This window comes from Faecalibacterium sp. 7, assembly GCF_049562865.1.
In the GTDB taxonomy this organism is placed as follows: domain Bacteria; phylum Bacillota; class Clostridia; order Oscillospirales; family Ruminococcaceae; genus Faecalibacterium; species Faecalibacterium wellingii.
This window is the reverse complement of sequence record NZ_CP186911.1, coordinates 1,388,985-1,408,173: the sequence shown is the minus strand read 5'-3', so window position 1 is coordinate 1,408,173 and position 19,189 is coordinate 1,388,985. Positions and strand designations below refer to the sequence as shown.

The 19,189-nt window shown below is 50.1% G+C and carries 21 protein-coding genes, 1 tRNA gene, 1 pseudogene and 1 riboswitch; of the genes and pseudogenes, 19 read left to right on the top strand and 4 right to left on the bottom strand.

What is annotated here, in order from left to right:
- Positions 1-75: 75 nt before the first annotated feature.
- Positions 76-1,308 (bottom strand): sirohydrochlorin cobaltochelatase, encoded by a 1,233-nt coding sequence (locus ACKXF7_RS06900; RefSeq protein ID WP_423742517.1) that lies wholly within the window; start codon positions 1,306-1,308, stop codon positions 76-78.
- Between the two features lie 165 nt (positions 1,309-1,473).
- A riboswitch (cobalamin riboswitch) is annotated at positions 1,474-1,684 on the bottom strand.
- 256 nt (positions 1,685-1,940) lie between these two features.
- Between ACKXF7_RS06900 and ACKXF7_RS06895 the strand changes: the two genes are divergently transcribed.
- Positions 1,941-2,025, top strand: a tRNA-Tyr gene (locus ACKXF7_RS06895).
- 152 nt (positions 2,026-2,177) lie between these two features.
- Positions 2,178-2,429: a DUF6061 family protein gene (locus tag ACKXF7_RS06890; protein WP_423742516.1), complete on the top strand. Its 252-nt coding sequence runs from the start codon at positions 2,178-2,180 to the stop codon at positions 2,427-2,429.
- Positions 2,430-2,527: 98 nt separating this feature from the next.
- Here ACKXF7_RS06890 and ACKXF7_RS06885 read toward each other — a convergent pair whose 3' ends face one another.
- Positions 2,528-2,704, bottom strand: a complete 177-nt coding sequence (locus ACKXF7_RS06885) for a hypothetical protein (RefSeq protein WP_242960375.1) — start codon at positions 2,702-2,704, stop codon at positions 2,528-2,530.
- 17 nt (positions 2,705-2,721) lie between these two features.
- A complete protein-coding gene (locus tag ACKXF7_RS06880; protein WP_423742618.1) occupies positions 2,722-3,987 on the bottom strand; it encodes a plasmid recombination protein in 1,266 nt (421 codons plus the stop codon).
- Positions 3,988-4,437: 450 nt separating this feature from the next.
- Between ACKXF7_RS06880 and ACKXF7_RS06875 the strand changes: the two genes are divergently transcribed.
- The 7 genes and pseudogenes from ACKXF7_RS06875 to ACKXF7_RS06845 all read left to right on the top strand — a co-directional run bounded on the left by ACKXF7_RS06875 (position 4,438) and on the right by ACKXF7_RS06845 (position 8,770).
- Complete coding sequence (locus ACKXF7_RS06875; RefSeq protein WP_423742515.1) at positions 4,438-4,806, top strand: hypothetical protein; 369 nt, start codon at positions 4,438-4,440, stop codon at positions 4,804-4,806.
- A gap of 57 nt (positions 4,807-4,863) precedes the next feature.
- A complete protein-coding gene (locus ACKXF7_RS06870) occupies positions 4,864-5,694 on the top strand; it encodes a helix-turn-helix domain-containing protein (RefSeq protein ID WP_423742514.1) in 831 nt (276 codons plus the stop codon).
- Positions 5,678-6,343, top strand: a complete 666-nt coding sequence (locus ACKXF7_RS06865; RefSeq protein WP_423742513.1) for a sigma-70 family RNA polymerase sigma factor — start codon at positions 5,678-5,680, stop codon at positions 6,341-6,343. The genes ACKXF7_RS06870 and ACKXF7_RS06865 overlap by 17 nt, the downstream gene beginning before the upstream one ends.
- Positions 6,344-6,407: 64 nt before the next feature.
- A pseudogene (locus tag ACKXF7_RS06860) lies at positions 6,408-6,521 on the top strand (sigma-70 family RNA polymerase sigma factor); the annotation flags it as partial.
- A gap of 38 nt (positions 6,522-6,559) precedes the next feature.
- Positions 6,560-6,937, top strand: coding sequence for an RNA polymerase sigma factor (locus ACKXF7_RS06855; protein ID WP_423742512.1), 378 nt, complete (start codon positions 6,560-6,562; stop codon positions 6,935-6,937).
- Entirely contained in the window at positions 6,930-7,622 is a 693-nt protein-coding gene (locus tag ACKXF7_RS06850) for a DUF4367 domain-containing protein (RefSeq protein WP_423742510.1), read from the top strand. The genes ACKXF7_RS06855 and ACKXF7_RS06850 overlap by 8 nt, the downstream gene beginning before the upstream one ends.
- A gap of 521 nt (positions 7,623-8,143) precedes the next feature.
- Positions 8,144-8,770: a hypothetical protein gene (locus ACKXF7_RS06845; protein WP_423742509.1), complete on the top strand. Its 627-nt coding sequence runs from the start codon at positions 8,144-8,146 to the stop codon at positions 8,768-8,770.
- A gap of 143 nt (positions 8,771-8,913) precedes the next feature.
- Here the strand turns inward: ACKXF7_RS06845 and ACKXF7_RS06840 are convergent, their stop codons facing one another.
- On the bottom strand, positions 8,914-9,417 hold the full coding sequence (locus ACKXF7_RS06840; protein ID WP_097838603.1) for a helix-turn-helix domain-containing protein: 504 nt from the start codon (positions 9,415-9,417) through the stop codon (positions 8,914-8,916).
- Between the two features lie 333 nt (positions 9,418-9,750).
- Here ACKXF7_RS06840 and ACKXF7_RS06835 point away from each other — a divergent pair, with 333 nt between their 5' ends.
- The 10 genes from ACKXF7_RS06835 (at position 9,751) to ACKXF7_RS06790 (ending at position 19,179) form a co-directional block, all read left to right on the top strand.
- Entirely contained in the window at positions 9,751-9,936 is a 186-nt protein-coding gene (locus ACKXF7_RS06835) for a DNA-binding protein (RefSeq protein ID WP_423742508.1), read from the top strand.
- 4 nt (positions 9,937-9,940) lie between these two features.
- On the top strand, positions 9,941-11,017 hold the full coding sequence (locus ACKXF7_RS06830) for a tyrosine-type recombinase/integrase (protein WP_423742507.1): 1,077 nt from the start codon (positions 9,941-9,943) through the stop codon (positions 11,015-11,017).
- Positions 11,014-11,343, top strand: a complete 330-nt coding sequence (locus tag ACKXF7_RS06825; protein WP_015538530.1) for a plasmid mobilization protein — start codon at positions 11,014-11,016, stop codon at positions 11,341-11,343. The genes ACKXF7_RS06830 and ACKXF7_RS06825 overlap by 4 nt, the downstream gene beginning before the upstream one ends.
- Complete coding sequence (locus ACKXF7_RS06820) at positions 11,340-12,464, top strand: AAA family ATPase (RefSeq protein WP_423742506.1); 1,125 nt, start codon at positions 11,340-11,342, stop codon at positions 12,462-12,464. The genes ACKXF7_RS06825 and ACKXF7_RS06820 overlap by 4 nt, the downstream gene beginning before the upstream one ends.
- Before the next feature lie 85 nt (positions 12,465-12,549).
- Positions 12,550-12,783 (top strand): complexin-2, encoded by a 234-nt coding sequence (locus tag ACKXF7_RS06815; protein ID WP_158390751.1) that lies wholly within the window; start codon positions 12,550-12,552, stop codon positions 12,781-12,783.
- Between the two features lie 274 nt (positions 12,784-13,057).
- On the top strand, positions 13,058-14,305 hold the full coding sequence (locus tag ACKXF7_RS06810; RefSeq protein ID WP_423742617.1) for a plasmid recombination protein: 1,248 nt from the start codon (positions 13,058-13,060) through the stop codon (positions 14,303-14,305).
- A 252-nt stretch (positions 14,306-14,557) separates the two neighbouring features.
- Positions 14,558-16,120, top strand: a complete 1,563-nt coding sequence (locus tag ACKXF7_RS06805) for a type I restriction-modification system subunit M (RefSeq protein ID WP_118527921.1) — start codon at positions 14,558-14,560, stop codon at positions 16,118-16,120.
- 1 nt (position 16,121) lies between these two features.
- On the top strand, positions 16,122-16,958 hold the full coding sequence (gene rhuM, locus ACKXF7_RS06800; protein WP_423742505.1) for a RhuM family protein: 837 nt from the start codon (positions 16,122-16,124) through the stop codon (positions 16,956-16,958).
- An 18-nt stretch (positions 16,959-16,976) separates the two neighbouring features.
- On the top strand, positions 16,977-17,885 hold the full coding sequence (locus ACKXF7_RS06795; RefSeq protein ID WP_423742504.1) for a hypothetical protein: 909 nt from the start codon (positions 16,977-16,979) through the stop codon (positions 17,883-17,885).
- Complete coding sequence (locus ACKXF7_RS06790; protein ID WP_423742503.1) at positions 17,878-19,179, top strand: restriction endonuclease subunit S; 1,302 nt, start codon at positions 17,878-17,880, stop codon at positions 19,177-19,179. The genes ACKXF7_RS06795 and ACKXF7_RS06790 overlap by 8 nt, the downstream gene beginning before the upstream one ends.
- Positions 19,180-19,189: the final 10 nt, after the last annotated feature.

Here is a 19,189-nt window from a genome sequence, read left to right as displayed (position 1 = left end):
CATTGTTCCGATAAAAAATGAACCCTCTCCACCGGGTGCCGCAAAGCGGCCGCGAAACGGAGAGGGTTCGTTTGATCAACCGTTCAGAGAATCGATCGCCGCCTTGGTGTGGGCGACATACAGCTTCTGGACATCCTCGATCTCACCCAGACCAGCGATCTGGCAGTCAACCGACTCAAATGCATCGGAAGCGTTGAACATGCTCAGCCAGGAATCATCATCCGAACCGGCCATGTCGTTGTTGGCGTGATCGCCGGCAACCACCATCAGCGGGCGCAGGATCACCTTGGTGTAGCCCGCAGCCTTGACAGCCTCGATCACGTTCTCGCAGGCAGTCTCCTCCGGCTCGCCCTCAACGGTGCCAATGAACACATTGTCATAGCCCAGAGTCTGCATGGTGGTCTGCATCTGGCTGTAGCTCACCTTTGCGGTGTGAGAGGTGCCGTGGCCCATAAAGACAAAGGCGACCTTGTCCGCCGCAGCGGCATCCAGACTGTCGTAGCCGGCTTCCTTCACGGCAGCAGCGGTGACAGCCTTGGCAACGTCTTCCTTATCCTGATTGATGATGGTAGCATCGGAGCCGACCTCACCCAGCAGGGGCTCAGCCACAGCGACAGATTCAAACTTGTCGCGGTAGGTGTCGATCATTTCCATCATTTCGTCGTACTCAGCGCCGTGCATCAGGTGGGTGGGCTGGACGACAAGGTTCTTCACGCCGTTTGCCACAGCGCGGTCCATGGCCTGCTGCATATTATCGATCTTTTCGCCGTCACGGGCCTGCACATGGTTGATGATGATCTGTGCGGTGAAGGCGCGGCGCACGCTCCAGTCCGGGTATGCGGCCTGCAGAGCATCCTCGATGCCCTTGATGTCCTTCACGCGGCTGTCGTTGAAGGAGGTGCCGAAGGAGACCACCAGCAGCTCGTTGTCGCCGATGTCGTCCTGATTGCGGGCATCGTCCTTGGAGGCATCGCCGGTGTCACGGCCAAAGTAGTCGGGGTCGGCGTTCTCGCCTTCCACCAGTTCCTTCTGGGCGTCGGTCAGGGCATCCCATGCAGCCTTGGCGGCTTCGCACTGGGCGTCGGTGTCATCATCGCGCTCCTGCACATAGATGGCATCGATCAGGTCTGCCACATTCTTTGCTGCCATTTCGTCAGCCTCCTCGCTGCTCGCTTCGCTGGAAGCGGCAGACGCAGCGGTGCTGGATGCAGTGCCGGAAGCAGCACCGCCGCAGCCGGTGAGCACGCCGGCGCACAGGGCCAGAGCCGTAACGGCTGCAGCCAGCTTCTTGGTTTCGATCTTTCTCATTGTCTTGTCCTTTCCTGTGGATAAATTGCGGTCGAACCGAACAAAGGGTACAGGAAAGTGAGGTAAAAAAGAGGCCCTTTTGTCCTGCGGATGGCATGACAAAAAGACCTCTGATTTTTTCAGGGCTTTTTGGTACAACCAATTCCTCGTGATCTGGGGCTCAGGCCCCCGTACCAACAGCAGGCAGGTTTCCTGACTGAAAGATCGCCGCCCGGCATCCCCTTCCCGGAGCAATGCTCCAGTGGCCGGTGCGCACAGCACCCTGACGCGGACTCCCTTATCACAGTGACGAGATCGTGCGGGATCTGCACCCGCTTCCCTTTTACCCTTCCCACCGCGCAACGCGGCAGAAGGCACCTGCTGTTTTCTGTTCAGTTCGTCCGAAATTATAACATAGAATTGCGCAGAATGCAATCCAAAGCCGCAGGATCTGCCGCTTATCCAATAAATATTTTTGCAGCAAAAAAGACGGTTATCCGCCGTTTTCGCACAAAGCCAGCCGCATTGCCGCACCCCGTCTCCGACGGGTGCAAAAAAGCTTTGAAGAAAAAAGTAAAAAACAGTTGACAAAATCCATTTCCCATGCTAAAATAAGCAAGTCGTCCGGCGAACGGACGCATAAAAATGAATATGGGCGTGTTCCCGAGTGGCCAATGGGGACAGACTGTAAATCTGCTGCTTTCAGCTTCGGTGGTTCGAATCCACCCGCGCCCACCAAACAAGAAAAATCCGAACCTATTTCCGATTGGAGAAGGGTTCGGATTTTTCGTTTTCTTCGGGTACAACAACGAAGGTTCCTGTGGACGGCGCAAAACTCCGATACCTTGTCATAGACCGTAAGCCAATAACAAGATTTGGAGGATGCGATTATGAAGTACGATGAAAGAGCCTGCAAGTTCAACATGGATACTGACTGCGTGGAGCTGCTGCTTCGGGATGGGAGAATGATCTCTATCGACTGCACTGGGGTCGAGGATGCACTGGATGTGACTATGGCACAGCAGACGGAATTGGACTACCTTATCTACAATGACCCGCTGAGCTATGCCGATTTGATTCTGAACGGTGACCCGGAGGAATATTTGAAAAATGCAGCCGGGAGCCATGGGCTAGAAGATTAAGGGCAAAAAAATAAGAGGTGTGCCCAAGCGGACACACCCCGGTAAGAAACATCTATGTAAAGCAGGGCGTTCCCTTTTCTGGGAGCGTCCTGCTGTTTTTATGCGGCAACAGGCAAGGCTTGTAGTGCTTCCTGCTCTTTCAGCCATTCCTCATATTCACGCTGGCCTTCCTCACTGTTGAAAAACTCAACCATGGAGGGATAAAAGCAATGCGCAAGGGTCTTGATTGCTTCATCCGGGTAGCCGGATTTGTTCGACTTCTTCTTTTTGTTCAAATGGTATCCTCCGAAAATCAAAGTTCCATATCCTGCCCACGCTTGCGGTTTCGCTGCTGCACATTCATGGTGCGCTCCTGCTTGGGGGCAAGAATCTTTTCCAGAAAGCCGCGCACCAGTTCGGGCGCACGGTGGAGAGCATCCAAATAGGGTTTCACGTCGTACCACAGGTCGTGGTACTTGTTGCTCCAACGAACGGCCTCTTTCTTGGCGGTGGAAAGTTCTTCTTTCAAGTGACGGTTCTCCACGTCCATCATATAGCCGTGGTCGGCTTGCTTTTTCAGCTTGGAAAATTCTTCTTCGGTCAGCGAGTAGTTACCGAGAAAGGTGCGCTTGCCGATATAATCCAGATTGCGCGCATGAATGAGGGCTTCTTTCGTGAGCGTGGCCTTTTTCTGCACAGCGGCAAGTTCCTTTTCGGTCTTGGAGAGGGTTTTGTTGGTTTGGGTGAGGTGCTGCTCTTTCTGGTCAATCTGGGCGGTCAGGCTGTCCAGCCGTTCCTGCTCCCGTTGAACTTTGAACTGGGTGACGGTCAGGTGTTCTTCGGTGCTGCCACGCTCGCCGCGCTCCACATCGGTGTACCCGGCAGCGCGCATATAGTTGAAGAAATCGTCTTGCAGGATGCTGTACGACTTCTTCAGGACTGGTTTGCCGTTCTTTTGCAGGACGGGCTCTCCAGCATCGTCTAGCAGGGGCTTGGATGCCCACTTCTTGCTCCGGCTGACCTGCATGACGGTCTCCTTGACTGTGCCGACCAGTGCCTTGTCCTTGCAGCGTTTCGACCACAGGATCTGCTTTTCCACCACAGGTACATAGACCACATGGAGGTGGTAGTGGTAAACTTCGCGGCCTAGTGCTTCGGTCATGGCACGGTTGATCTCGTCGGCGTGCATGACTGCCGAGAGGATATACTGCTCACCGCCCACGATCTGGACAGCGGCTTTATAGGCATCTGCGTAGAACTGCTTAGCGAACTCGTAGCCGCCGTGGTTGTCGAAATAGGCAGAGTTGACATCAAAGACAAGCTCGCAATAATGGGTGGCATCCGGCTTCAGGCCGCGCGTTGAAATCGTACCAGCGGTTTCCAGTTGGGCGAACAGGTCAGTGTAGCTGGCGGTTGGCTTTTTGAAGTGGACGTTCCATGCAGCGCGCTGGGGGATAATATCGGGGTTCCGATAGCTGTCCTTTTCGCGTTCGTTGTGCTGCTGGGTGTTGCCAACGGCCTTGTCCGAAACGGCGAGATTTCGGACACTGGTGCGGTCAATACCATCATTTCTTGCCAGAGGACATCCCTCCTTTCAGGGTTCAGAGGAAGGTGACGGGGGACGGAGGTGCACTTCTTCGGAAGTGTAATAACCCACTATGACACTTTCATCCCTATGGGCTGCAAAGTGTAGTGGGCTCTTCGAAGACTCTCCGAGGGGGAACGTCTCCTGCGGGAGAGTTAATCGAGTTCACGTTTGCGAAGCAATGAAAGCCCCAGTGGGGCTTTTAAGTGACCGAACGGTCTTGCGCCAGCAAGATGGAGGGGCCTCGCCCCGACAAGTTCGCACAATGCGAACTTGATTGCTCCGTACGCATCCGAAAAAATTGCGTACGGACTTCAAATAACCTGTACGGTTCGTACGACGTACGGAAATCCAAAATATAAACGATAATTCGTTTTAATTTGTTCCAATTCGCCGTACAGATGCGTACAAGTACAGACCGTACAGGTTGTACGAACTTCTTCCGTGAAAAAAATGCACTTTTTACGGGCAGGGGTGGACAAGCGGCTCGATGCCTACAAAACCCCGCACCCTGCGGCCACCGGGCAGGTAGATGTTGTTGGTGGCTTCAAGGTTATAGCGGCGGTCATTCTGGCGCAGTTCCGCGCTGAAACGGATCGCCGATACAGGCTCAAGGGCATTTCTCCTTTGTTTCGTGTGTTGCACCAGAGTATCCCCAAAGTGGGAACTCTGGTGTTTTTTGCTTCCTGCCTGAATATACGGAAAATTTTGCAGGAAAGGCGAAAAAGCGGCAGAACTGCAACGGAAAAAGAAAAAAGCCCTTACTGGTTGCAGATTTGCAACAGCAAGGGCAGAGGGGAAACCGTATATTGAACAAAACGGCAGAGCGTATTATAATGAGGAAAAAGCTCAAAAAGGAGGGCCGACCACATGGCACAGGAATATCTGCCCGCACCGTCCAACGTCCGTCTTGCGGACTTGATGAAAGAGCACAATATCAGCCAACCGGAGCTTGCCAAGGAAATCGGCTGCTCTAAAAGCACTATCAGCCGTTTTATCAGTGGTGTGAAAGGAACCCTGACCCATGAGCAGGTGCTGAAGATCGCAAGGCTGTTCAACGTGTCCACGGATTTTCTGCTGGGAGAAACCAACATCCCCGAACGCAAGAACTACGACATTGCCGAGCTGGGCTTGTCCGTAGAAGCCGCAAAGAACCTCTACACAGGGCGTGTCAATACAGAGGTGGTCAACCTGCTGTTGGAAAACGCCCGCTTTGCAGAGCTTACTTACCGCATAGCGCAGTATTTTGACGATACCTTTGCGTCTGGTATCGCAGCACAGAATGCCATGCTCACGACATTGAGCACCCTGCTGCGCACAAAGGTCAAGACCCCGGAAGCAGCCAAAGCCGCAAAGGACATCAGCCTTCGGAGAAAGCCGGTGTATCAAGGTGATCTTGATGACATTGAAATGTACTTCATGGCGGCGGTCAAGGAAATCAAAAAGGGTATCGGGAGCCATTACGCCGAACAGGAAGCCATGAGCAAGAAAGTGGCAGAGAAGATGTTCACCGAATTGACTAAAGGGCAGGATGTGCAGCACCCAACGATTACGGCAGAGCAGTTGACAGATGCAATGTTGGACAGCGTTTCGGGCATGGAAGGAGCTACGCCGGAAGCGCTGGAACAGCTGCGGAACGGTCTGCTGGGAATCTTGCAGTCTGCCGCAGAGCAGGAAAACGCCCATGAAGCAGACGAATGAACGGCTTTGTGCGCTGGCGCAGAAAGGCGATGCTGCCGCGCTGGACAGCCTGATCGACAACAACAAGTCCTTTATTGGCAAGGTGGCAAATGACCTTTTCCGCAGCATGAATCTGGCACAGTCCGGCCTGAACCTTGACGCGGACGATTTGAAACAGGCAGGGAATATGGGCTTGTGGAAGGCCGTGCCAAAGTTCGATGCAGCGCGCGGCATGAAGTTTCTGACCTACGCAGCTCCGGCCATCTGCAACGCCATGATGGACATGATTCGGGATGCCTTTACTGCTTTTGAGCAGCGGATGTTGACGGAGGATAAGGACGGCGTCTGTTACCAACGTGTTTCGCTGGATGATGTTCTGCCGGGAGAGGAACAGCTGCGGCGCATTGAAGCCATAGCCGACCCCTACGCCATGCAACCGCAGAGCATTATGGAGGAGCAGGAATCGCGCCGGGAACTGTACGATGGCCTGAAACGGCTGACCCAACGGGAGCAGACCTATCTGCTGTACCGCTATGGCTTCACCGATGGCGAGGAACATCCGCTGATCGGCACGGCGATATACTTTCACCTGACAAAAAGCCGCGCCAAAAAGACCGAAGAACAGGCCATGGATAACCTGTGGCTGGAACTGCCGTGGTGGTTTATCTGAATGGGCAGAGAGGAATTGTGTCAAATTGACATAATTCCTCCCGATAAGAGGGATGTGAGCGAAAATGCTGGCAATGTATCTGGCAGTTCTGGATGACCGGAGCAGCGAAGAACAATTTATAGATGTATATAATACCTACAAGCGGCTGGTCTACCATACCGCTTACAAAATTATGGGCGATTCATATCTGGCAGAAGATGTGCTGCAAGAGGTTTTTTGTACGTTGCCAAAAATTTTTCTAAAATTCATCGAGAAAACTGTCACGAACTCGCTGCTTATCTCGTTAGTTGTAGTAGAAGCCGTGCTTACGATATGCTTCGCAAGCAGCGAGAAGAACCGCTGGAAGAAGTCCCGGACGCACCAGATGATGCCCCGGTGCCGGATGATGCAGTAGTCAGCACCGATAACATCCAACACCTGACAGAACTGATCGGACAGATGAAGCCGATGTATCGTGATCCGCTGCGCCTTTTGGCAATGGGCTGCACCAACAGGGAGATTGCCGAATCGCTTGGACTGACGGATGAAGTGGTTCGGATGCGGCTTTTCCGTGGAAGAAAACTATTGTGGAAGGAGTTGAACAGCCATGAGTGAGCGGACAGAAGTTTCTTTTGATGCAGCGTTGATGATGGCACTCCGTGCAGATGCACAAAGAGAACTGGACGAGCTGCCAACTCCGGCACAGCTTAAAGAACGCTACCCGGATACTTTCCGATGGGATGCTCGCCTGAAAGCGGCATTGCATAAACGCCGCCCGGTGCTGAAGCGAGTGCTTGTTGCGGCCCTGACGCTGATAATTCTGACCTTCGGTGCGCTTGCAGTAAGTGCAGACTTCCGCAAGGCGGTCTATACGATGATTCAGAAGTTCCTGCCCATTGAGATGCAGCTGACGTATCAAGTGGACGGCGAACCGTTGGAGCAGCTTCCGAATGGATACAGCGACCATTATGTGCCGGATGGCTTTGAACGAGATTATGAACAAGGATATGATAACGAAATATCCTTTCTTCATGCCTATGTTGATATCAATGATAAGAACATCTTTTATTATGTGGACTGTTCCGTAATTCAAGACTATGGACAAGTCGAAACTTTCGACAATGAGCATACGGTTTATGAGCGCATTAAAATTGGAACAGCCGATGCAACACTTGGAACGAGTAATAACGGAGGACGTACAGGATATGTGCTAGTATGGGAGAAAGATGGCATTTCGCATACGATTATTGGAAAGATATCGCATGATGAGCTTCTAAGAATTGCGGAAAGCATTTCCTGATTTGTCAAGACCTTGCCGACACACTTGTGATTGTTTACAAATGTGTCGGCATTTTTTGTGCAAATATACAAAGTTGATAAAATCTCGAAAATTTTTCAAAAAAGCTGTCACAAACGCAGTGTGAGCAACGTTGACTAAGCAAAAGCTCCTGTGGGAGTGTACAAAATGGAGGTTATTCATTAATCAAAATGACGAAAGAAGAAATCATTTCCATGCTATCAAAGGAATTGAACAGTGAATGGACGAATGGAGTCACATGTTTGATGGTGGAAAATTCCGATAGCTATATTCCAGTAATAGTTCATCACAATAAAAATGAACTTATTGTTGAAGTAGGAGAACAAGACAAGAAGATTTACCGCATCGGACGAAATGAGCTAAATAAAACATCTTAGTCATCACCAAAAAAATCATTGAAATCAGTCACGATTTGACGCATAAAGGCTATAAAATTGGTGGCAGACTAACTGTTTGGACGGCTAATACGAGCAACCCGTCTCAAAGTAAGAGGTATGCTATTTATGATGTTAATTCTACTTTGTATCCCAGTGATACTTTGGACATTTTCTCTGAGTCGTACAATGCAAACACTTAAAAAACCACCTCTGACAGTGCTGCTCTGTTTGATAGTTTGCTTTACATTAACATCTTGCTTTAATACAAAAAATAAAAGTGAATCGGTTCCGGATAACTATTCATTGTATTCGCAATATGTTGATAAAGTTGTAAAAAAATTCGAGCCAGAAGGATTTGAGATGTTAAATAGTACAGCCGATATCTATAGCTCTGGATTTCCTGAAAACGAATACTTTGAGGAGCGAGATGATTTGTATGATGGTAATCCACTACAACCAAAAAACAGAAAAGCTGTCTATTTAAACTCAACAAATGGTATCCTTGCGTGTATGACATTTTTATATTCTGAAGAAGAACTAGGAAAGCGAATGCTGACAATTGATTCCTTGCCAGCAGAGGCGGTTGCTACTTTTCAGAAGGAAGATGACATAAACATTCAAGAAACATACGAAATGGTTCTGGAAGATCAACACTGTATTGTGTTGCTTAAATTTATCTCAACTGAGTCATTGCAGAGCAATCAAGAGCAAGCAGTTACCCGCTACAGAGCTCGAGTAATCTGCAAACCCTGAAAAGTATTGATACAATGCGATATTTTAAGAGCTAAAAGACTCTGTGATACTGCTTTGATACTATCAGGCGATTATTCATAAAGAGAGACATGAGAATGCCCTCTGAGAAACGGTAAGTTTTTCAGAGGGCATTTTTGCGTCTTTTATTCTTTACGCCACTTTTTCTTCGGCTCGTAGCGTCCGCAGCCATCGGCGGTCTGGGGCCAGTTGAGCTTCCATTCCAGATACTCTTCCTTGGTGATCTCGCCCTCCCGGAGCTGTTTCTTGCGGAGCTGCCACTCCTTCAGGAACTCATCCAGCAGGCGATATCGGAAGCTGACTGCCATGTGCTTTTCCGGGAAATCCGGGTCGGTGGTGTCTGTGACCTCGTAGAGCCGGGTGCCGGGGTAGTGCTCGTCCAGCTCGAACAGGGTGTACATCACATCCTCTGCGGCGTACAGGGTCGGCTCATAGAGGGAACGGTAGTTCACATCCAGTACCTCCGCAATCTTGCGGAGCAGCTCTTCCTTGGGAGTGCGGGTGTTGCTTTCGTATTGTGCGATACGGATGTCTGCGCTTTTCTCCTCAAACCCGATGGCAATGCCCAGTTCTTTCTGGGTCATACCTCGGAGGTTGCGGGCACGTTTGATGCGGTCACCGACTGCCATGCGATTGCCTCCTGACTTAAACATATTTGTTGAACCCAGTATAGCACAGAAAAACAGGAGGTGCAATAGAAAATAAACAAAAAAGTTTAAGATTTTACCCGAAAACCTCTTGACTTAACGGAATGTGTTTAGTATAATGAGGGCACAAAAAGATAAGCAAAAATGCTTAGTGAAATTGAATGACCGCCAAACTGACCCAAACCGCCAAGACCTTCCGAAAGGAAGCGAGCGCTCCGTAAGGGGACGGCACAGCACCGCAAAGGGGATATGCCTGCCGGAAGTCAGCGAGGATGAAGCGGCACCGAAACGAAACCGACAAGGAAAGGACAAAAAATGGCAAACAGCATTTTTATCAAGGCAGACGAGCTGGCAAAGGAACTGAACATCTCCCAGGGTCTGGCGTACAAGATGATCGCCCAGTGGAACGAGGAACTGAAGGCCAAAGGCTACACGACCGTAGGAGGCCGGGTAAGCAGGAGGTACTATCAGGAGAAAATCTACGGGGCAGGGGAGGAGTGATAGGATGCCAGCCTACAAGGACAGCAAACAGGGCACATGGTACGCTTCCTTCTACTTTGAGAACTGGCAAGGTGTGAAGCAGAAGAAGCTGAAACGGGGGTTTGCCACCAAGAAGGACGCTCTGGCGTGGGAGCGGGAGTTCCTTCTTCAACAGGCGGCAGACCTGACCATGACCTTTGAAGCGTTCGTGGAGATCTATATCACGGACAAGAAAAAACGGCTCCGGGAAAACACATGGTCTGTCAAGGAGCATATCATCCAAACGAAAATCTTACCGTATTTCAAAGAAAAACGGCTCAGTGAGATCAAGCCACGGGATGTAATTGCATGGCAGAACGAGATGTTGAACTACCGGGACAAGAACGGCAAGGCCTACTCGCCGACCTACCTCAAGACGTTGCATGGACAACTCAGTGCCATCTTAAACCATGCAGTCCGGTTCTACGGGCTGAAAGCAAACGCAGCGGCCACAGCCGGGTGCATGGGGTCGGAAAAGCACAAGGAAATGCTCTTTTGGACGAAGGAGGAGTACCTCAAGTTTGCGGAAGCGATGATGGACAAGCCGCAATCCTATTACGCTTTTGAGGTCCTCTACTGGTGTGGCATCCGGGAGGGCGAATTGCTGGCTCTGACCCCGGCAGACTTCGACTTGGACAAGGGGCTGCTCTCCATCACCAAATCCTATCAAAGGTTGAAAGGCCGAGATGTGATCACCGACCCGAAAACACCCAAGAGCGTCCGGGTCATCCAGATGCCGCAGTTTCTGACGGACGAGATCAGAGACTATCTGAAATCCCTCTACAAAGTCCAGCCAGACCAGCGGATCTTTGAGGTGACCAAGAGCTACCTGCACCACGAGATGGACAGGGGAGCCAAGGCAGCCGGAGTAAAGCGGATACGAATCCACGACCTGCGGCACTCCCATGTGTCGCTGCTGATCGAGATGGGCTTCTCGGCGCTGGCAATCGCAGACCGGGTGGGGCATGAGAGCGTGGACATCACCTATAAGTACGCCCACCTCTTCCCCTCAAAGCAGCAGGAGATGGCGCAGAAGCTGAACATGGAGCGAAAGGAGGGATGAAGATGGAACGAGTGCTCGACCAGCAAGGCCGCTGGCGGAACAAGGTGGTAGCCTTCCGAATGTCCCCGGAAGAGGACGAGGTTCTGGAAGCCAAAGTAAAGCTCTCCGGGCTGACCAAACAGGAGTATATCATCCGCCGCCTGACCGACCGGGAGATCACCGTGGTAGGCAACCCAAGGGTCTACAAAGCCTTGCGAGACCAGATGAAGCTAATCTATCAGGAATTGCAGCGGCTGGCCGTGGATGAAGAAGTTCCGCCGGACTTGCTGGAGACCCTGCAAATGGTGGCTCTGACGTTGAACGGACTTAAGGAGGAATGCGAATGACGGACAATAGAAAAACGACCGTACCGGGTGCATCTGTTGGCGCAGATGCGGTACAGTCGTCTCACAAAACTAGCACCAATATTATAACAAATTCGGACAAGCAAATCAATCTGCAAGCCGCGAAAAAGTCAAACAATTTCGGGCTGAACACGGTATCAATGACTGAGCTGTACGACACAGTATATCCACCCCGGAAGCCCATTGTGAACGACCTGCTGTACAGCGGCACCTACCTCTTTGTAGGAGCGCCCAAGGTGGGCAAGTCCTTCTTCATGGGGCAGCTTGCCTATCATGTGGCGATGGGGCTTCCACTGTGGGAGTACGAGGTGCATCAAGGCACCGTCCTCTATCTGGCGTTGGAGGACGATTACGCCCGGCTGCAGCGGCGGCTCTCCCGGATGTTCGGGGTGGAGGAGACCAGCAATCTCTACTTCGCAACGCAGGCCAAGTCTGTGAGCGAGGGACTTGACCAGCAGTTGGAAGGATTCATCCGGGAGCACCCGGATGTACGGCTCATCATCATCGACACCCTGCAGAAGGTGCGGGAGATCGGCGGTGACCGATACAGCTATGCCAGCGACTATGAGATCGTGACCAAACTGAAAACTTTCAGCGACAGGTACGGCATCTGTCTGCTGGTGGTTCACCACACCCGGAAGATGGAAGCCGAGGACAGCTTTGATATGATCTCCGGCACCAACGGTCTGTTGGGTGCAGCGGATGGCGCGTTCATCATGCAGAAGAAGCGGCGCACGGACAACACCGCACTACTGGACATCGTGGGGCGTGACCAGCCGGATCAGGAGCTGACATTGGAGTTTGACCGGGAACGCTGCGTGTGGGAGTTCCAAGGAGCCGAAACGGAACTTTGGAAGCTGCCGCCCGACCCGCTTCTGGAAGCGGTGGCAAAGGTGCTTACCCCGGAACAGCCGGAGTGGAGCGGTGCACCCACGGAACTGCTGGAACGTCTGCCGGGTGTAGGCATACAGGCAAACATCCTGACCCGGAAGCTGAATGTGAGTGCCGACAGGCTCTACAACGACTATGGGATTCGGTACGAAAGCAGGCGTACCCATGAGGGCAGGGTGGTCAAATTAACGCTGGAAAATTCTGGGGCGTGACGATTCGTGACGGTTGTGACGGTATTTTTGCTACTATGTAAAATACCGTCACAATCGACACAACCGACACGGGATGGTGATAATGATGAAAAATGTGCAAATTTCGCAGGAACTTTTCGTCGCCTTGCTGCATTATCATTTGAGCGGCGAAAATGAGTACGAAGAGATCATTGAGCAGGGTTTGGAGCAAAAATTGGATGCGATGCTGCGGCATGAGCTGTATGCCCAGTACAAGACAGCACCCACCGAGGAACAGCGGGAGCAGGCTCGGCAGGAGTATCTGGACAGACGAGGCGTGCCAGAAAGCTTCCGCTGGTGAGTTCCTCTATTGGCAGAGGACAGGAGCGTGACACGCTCCTGTGAATGCAATCACGCAGGAAGGTGGTGTTGGACCGGGCAGCGGCGAGGTGCAGCGAAGCCCCGTCCGCAGACGGAAGCCCCCGGCAGGGCGCAAAGGCATCTTTTGATGGACGGAACGTCTGTCAAAAGTGCTTTTGCGTTACTTTCGACGAAAGTAACAAAGCCTTTGCCGTGTCCGGCACCAGTTACTTCCACAGAGAAAGGACGTGCGATTGAAAAGAACCATTTCCGCAATGCGGGGTCCCGGCTCCCTCAACCATAACCGGAGAAGTTTCACCGCTGAAAACGTAGACCCGAAGCGCAGCAGTCTGAATGTCGTGTACCGTGATGAGCCGATTCAGAAGGTGTACCACGAACTGTTTGACGAGGCAGTGAAGCGTTACAATGCCAAGCAGAAGCGCAAGGACCGCTGTATCACCGACTACTATGAGCACCTGCGGACAGGCAAGCAGGAAAAGCTTTTCCATGAACTGATCGTCCAGATCGGCAACAAAGATGATATGGGTGTCCTGACCGAGAATGGCGCACTGGCAAAGGAACTGCTGGACGAGTATATGCAGGGCTTCCAAGAGCGGAACCCGACACTGCGGGTGTTCGGGGCTTTCCTCCACATGGACGAAGCTACGCCCCATCTGCACATCGACTTCGTGCCGTATGTGTCCGGCTGGAAGGGCAAAGGACTGGACACCAAGGTGTCCCTGAAGCAGGCGCTGAAAGCCTTGGGCTTTGCAGGCGGTTCTAAACGGGAATCCGAGCTGAACCAGTGGATCAACGCCGAGAAAGAGCAGCTTGCCGCCGTGATGGAGCGGCACGGCATCGAGTGGGAACAGAAAGGCACCCACGAAGAGCACCTGTCTGTGCTGGACTTCAAAAAGCAGGAGCGTAGTAAAGAGGTGGCGGCTCTGGAAGCTGCCAAGCAGGAGTGCCAGACCGACCTGACCGAGATGCAGGAACAGCTGGAAACAGCGCAGACAGCCGTAGAAGCCGCTGAACAGCGGGTACAGAAAGCAGAGCTGACCTACCAGAAGCAGAGCCAGAAGCTGAACAAGCTGGCTCCCATCATGGAGGGGCTGGAAAACCTGTCAGCGCAGTACTCCCAGCGGCCAGAAGAATGGGTGCCAGAAGCAGCCACGTTTGAGACCGCCAAGAGCTATCGGGAGAAGAAGGCCATGCCGCTGATCCAGAAGTTGGTGAAGGTACTCTTTGCCCTCCATCGGAAGTACTGGGAGGTCAAGGATGAGCGGGATAAGTATCTGCACTTCTATCAGGACGAGAAGAAAGCTACCCATCATCTAAGCCAGCGGCTGAAAGAGGTGAAGGCAGAAAATGAGCAGCTCTATGCGATGAAACGTGATTTCAGGCGAGTATGGAACTATTTCGGTGCCGAAAAGATGCAGCAGGTCATTGGGCTTATGAGGGAGCAGGAGCAGACCGCGGATAGAAGCCAGAAGAAGAACAGGCAGAACAGCGTAGAACTGTAAGCATAGTAGACCCCCGTCAGCGAATGCTGGCGGGGGTCTGTACATATAAGTAATAATTCGACAAAAAATGCAATAGAAATTTTTATCGGCTTGCAATCACGGAAAAGCTGTGGTACGCTTTACTAGGATAGTATAAAGGGAAAGTATATCCTTTTTAGAAAAAGACACCATGGTGTACCAATAGTGGTACATTTACTATGTTAAAATGAAAGAAAACAATGCGGAAATCCGCATTTGATGGAGGAAATAAAAATGGTAGACACCAAAAAAGAGCAGGAACGCGAAGAACTGCACCGTGCAATCTGGGCGATTGCTGATGATCTGCGCGGCGCAGTGGACGGATGGGATTTCAAAAGCTACGTTCTCGGTACGATGTTCTACCGTTATATTTCGGAGAACATTGCCAGCTATATCAATCAGGGCGAAATTGATGCAGGCAACCCGGATTTCCGCTATGAAGATATGCCTGATGCAGAGGCAGAGCAGGCACGGGAAGGACTGGTACAAGAAAAAGGCTTCTTCATCCTGCCTAGTGAGTTGTTCTGCAATGTACGGGCAAAAGCGGCCAGCGATGAAAACCTCAACGAAACGCTGGAAACAGTCTTCCGACACATTGAGGAATCCGCAAAGGGCAGCTCCTCCGAGGGGCAGTTTGCAGGGTTGTTCGATGATTATGATGTCAACAGCAATAAGTTGGGCGCGACTGTTGCCAAGCGCAATGAGAAGCTCGTGAAACTGCTGAACGGCGTGGCAGATATGAACCTTGGCGATGTGAAAGAGCATGACATTGATGCCTTTGGCGATGCCTATGAATACCTGATGACCATGTACGCCAGCAATGCGGGCAAGTCCGGCGGCGAGTTTTTTACGCCTGCTGATGTGTCGGAACTGCTGACTCGGCTGGGTACCGTAGGCAAGAAGGAAATCAACAAGGTCTATGATCCGGCCTGCGGCTCTGGTTCGCTGCTGCTGAAGGCAGAAAAGGTGCTGGGACGGGATGCCGTGCGCAACGGCTTCTTTGGGCAGGAAATCAACATCACAACGTACAACCTGTGCCGCATCAATATGTTTCTGCACGACATCGAATTTGACAAATTCGACATTGCCTGTGAGGACACGCTGACCAATCCGCAGCACTGGGATGATGAACCTTTTGAGCTGATCGTATCGAATCCGCCGTACTCCATCAAGTGGGCCGGTGACGAGAATCCGCTGCTCATCAATGACCCGCGCTTTGCCCCGGCTGGTGTTCTGGCTCCGAAAAGTAAGGCGGATTTGGCCTTTATCATGCATTCGTTGGCATGGCTGGCTTCCAACGGTACGGCTGCAATCGTCTGTTTTCCCGGCATCATGTACCGTGGCGGCGCAGAGCAGAAAATTCGCAAGTATCTGGTGGACAACAACTTTATTGACTGCATCATCCAGTTGCCGAGCAACCTGTTCTTTGGTACCAGTATTGCCACCTGCATCATGGTGCTGAAAAAGGGTAAAACGGATAATAAAGTGCTGTTCATTGACGCTTCTTCCGAGTGTGTCAAGGTGACGAACAACAACAAGCTCACGCCGGAAAACATCAATAAGATCGTGGACACCTTTGCACAGCGGGCAGAAGAAGCGCACTTCTCCCATCTGGCGGAGTATTCCGAGGTGCAGGAAAATGACTACAATCTGTCAGTTTCCACTTATGTGGAAGCCAAGGACACCCGCGAGAAGATCGACATTGTAAAGCTGAACGCTGAAATTGCGCAAATCGTAGCACGAGAAAACGAACTGCGGGCCGCCATTGACCAGATCGTGGCAGAAATCGAGGGCTGAGATGGAAAACGAAAAGAAAGATTCTGCATTGGTACGTTCTTCTGCGGCGGAATACCTGACCTTTGTTGCCTCTACGGGCGAGGACAAGGACAGCATCGAGATGCGCTACGAGGATGAAAACATCTGGCTGACGCAAAAGATGATGGCAACCCTTTACGATGTGGGGCTTCCGACCATCAATGAGCATATCAAAAAGATTTATGCTGACCATGAGCAGGACGAGGCGGCAACTATTCGGAAATTCCGAATAGTTCAAAATGAGGGTGGCCGACAGGTTACTCGCAGCGTGAACCACTATAATCTGCAAATGATTATTGCGGTCGGCTTCAAGGTGAACAACCAGCGGGCGGTGCGGTTCCGTGTCTGGGCGAACCAGATCGTGGAGCAGTACACCATCAAGGGGTGGGCAATGGATGAGGAGCGCCTGAAAAACGGCGGCACAGTCCTGACCAAGAAATACTTTGAAGAGCAGTTGGAGCGTATCCGGGAAATTCGTATTTCGGAGCGCAATTTCTACCAGAAACTTACCGATATTTACGCTACTTCGCTGGATTATGACCGCAACGCGCTGACCACAAAAGAGTTCTTTGCAAAGGTGCAGAACAAGATGCACTATGCCGTGCATCGCCATACGGCGGCAGAGCTGATCTATGAGCGTGCGGATGCCGAAAAGCCGCACATGGGGCTTCACACATGGAAGGATGCTCCCAACGGCAAAATCTCGGCACAGCTTGCAAAAATGCACGCCGAAACGGAGTTTGAAAAGTATCGCGTGGTGCAGGATCGGCTGTACCAGAGCGATTTTGACAGGTATTTGGAAACAAATTCAATTGAATAAAATGGAAAGGAGATACTTATGGGGCAGACAACCCAAAGAGGAATAAAAGAACAAAACTGTTTGGATTTGGTGAAGCGGGGATTCTTTTGGCGTGATGATGTGCCCTGTGAGGAACCTTTTGGACACCGTACAATTCTAAATGTAACTGATGATGAATTTAATAATGGGCTTTGGCAGTGGCTTGTAAATCACGAATGCTATAAAAGCTGTTTTGGATTATTGGAAGATGATAGGTTTGAAATTGCGAGCATCCTGAGAACAGCTAAACCGAATGAACGCCTTAGTGAGTTCCCTGATTTTATATTCCGAAAAGGATTTATAGAACATTTTCAGATTACATCATCTAAAACTACTCGAAAAGGAGCAGAGCACAAGAAAGACGAACAGGCCTTTAAAAGTGCAGTTCAAAAAGAGCAAGAAGAAGTAAGAAAGCAGTGGGAGCATGAAATGGAGTGCAATACACTGCGTTCAACAAGCTGGACATTTGAATATGGTGCGCATAGTTATGAGGATTTGAAGAAATCTTTTCAAGATAGCTGGGAGAAACATCTTCAAAGCCTTGAAAAATATAATGGAACTAAAGAAATAGGAATTTTCATGATCGAGTATGATGAAAGCGCACTAGGAATGATAGAATGCGTATATACAGACTGGATCAATGGTATGTCGCAAGGCGATATGCGTAAACAAGAAGATTTCAAAAATTATCGTCTTAGTAGAGATAAGAAAATTTTGAATTATATTTATCAATTCAAGGATAAAATCAGATATGTGATTTATGTGTACAGAGATGGGTTTGAAATCATCAGAACAGATAATATTCCATACTTGCTAAAACTGATGCCTTGGGATTATATGATTTATCCAATGATAGTACAAGAACGGCAGACGATGAGCTGTATTAGGTGGGAAATGAAAAATGAGTAAGCTGGATGAAATGATTCGGGAACTTTGCCCGGATGGAGTAGAGTATGTAAAGCTCAATAGTGTATGCGATATTTATGATGGCACCCACAGTACACCAAATTATACTGAGTCGGGTGTTAAATTTGCCAGTGTTGAAAATATAGGTAATCTATATGCAACGCGAAAGTATATTTCTGAGAAAGATTTTGAAAAATATAAAATCAAACCAAGAATTGGGGATGTGATGATGACTCGAATAGGGTCAGTTGGTGTTTGTACGGTTGTTGACAGAAATGAAGCACTCGCGTTTTATGTGTCGCTGGCACTGTTGAGACCACAATTAGACAAAGTTCAAAGTCGTTTTCTAAAATATGCAATCGAGAGTATACATGGACGTAAGGAATTAAGAAAAAGGACACTTATAAATGCAGTTCCTATAAAAATTAATAAGGACGATATTGGCAAGGTGACAATTCCGCTTCCACCAATTGAGATTCAGAGTGAGATTGTCCATACTTTGGATAATTACACGGAAAATGTTGTAAAATTACAAAACCAGCTTACAGCAGAGCTTACAGCTCGTCAAAAACAGTACACATTTTATCGGAATAAGCTATTAACATTTGGCGGAAACGAAAAGGCTAAGATTGTGAAAATCTCTTTGGGCGATATCGGGCCGATTTGTATGTGCAAGCGCATTTTGAAGAGCCAAACAAATACAGTTGAAGGTGTCCCTTTTTATAAAATTGGAACATTTGGCAAGAAAGCAGATGCATATATTTCGAAAGAAACATTTGACGAGTATCGCTCCAAGTATAGTTTTCCGAAGAAAGGTGATGTGTTGATTTCGGCGGCAGGAACGATCGGAAGAACTGTCGTTTATGATGGTAAGCCGGCGTATTTTCAAGATTCTAACATCGTTTGGATTGACAACAATGAAAGTGTTGTTTTGAATAGTTATCTTCGCTACTGCTATGAGCTGAAACCGTGGAAGGTATCCAGCGGAGGGACAATACAGAGGTTATACAATGATAATATTGCAAAAGCGATAATTACCGTTCCTTCTCTCGATGTTCAGAACCGCATTGTAAATGTGCTGGACAACTTTGAGAAGATTTGCTCCGACCTCAACATTGGTTTGCCCGCTGAAATTGAAGCCCGGCAGAAGCAGTACGAGTATTACCGAGATAAGCTCTTGACATTTGTGGAAACCGGCAACACAATTTTGAGCAGAGCAGAGCAGAGCAGAGCAGAGCAGAGCAGAGCAGAGCAGAGCAGAGCAGAGCAGAGCAGAGCAGAGCAGAGCACTGATTAAGCTCTTGCAG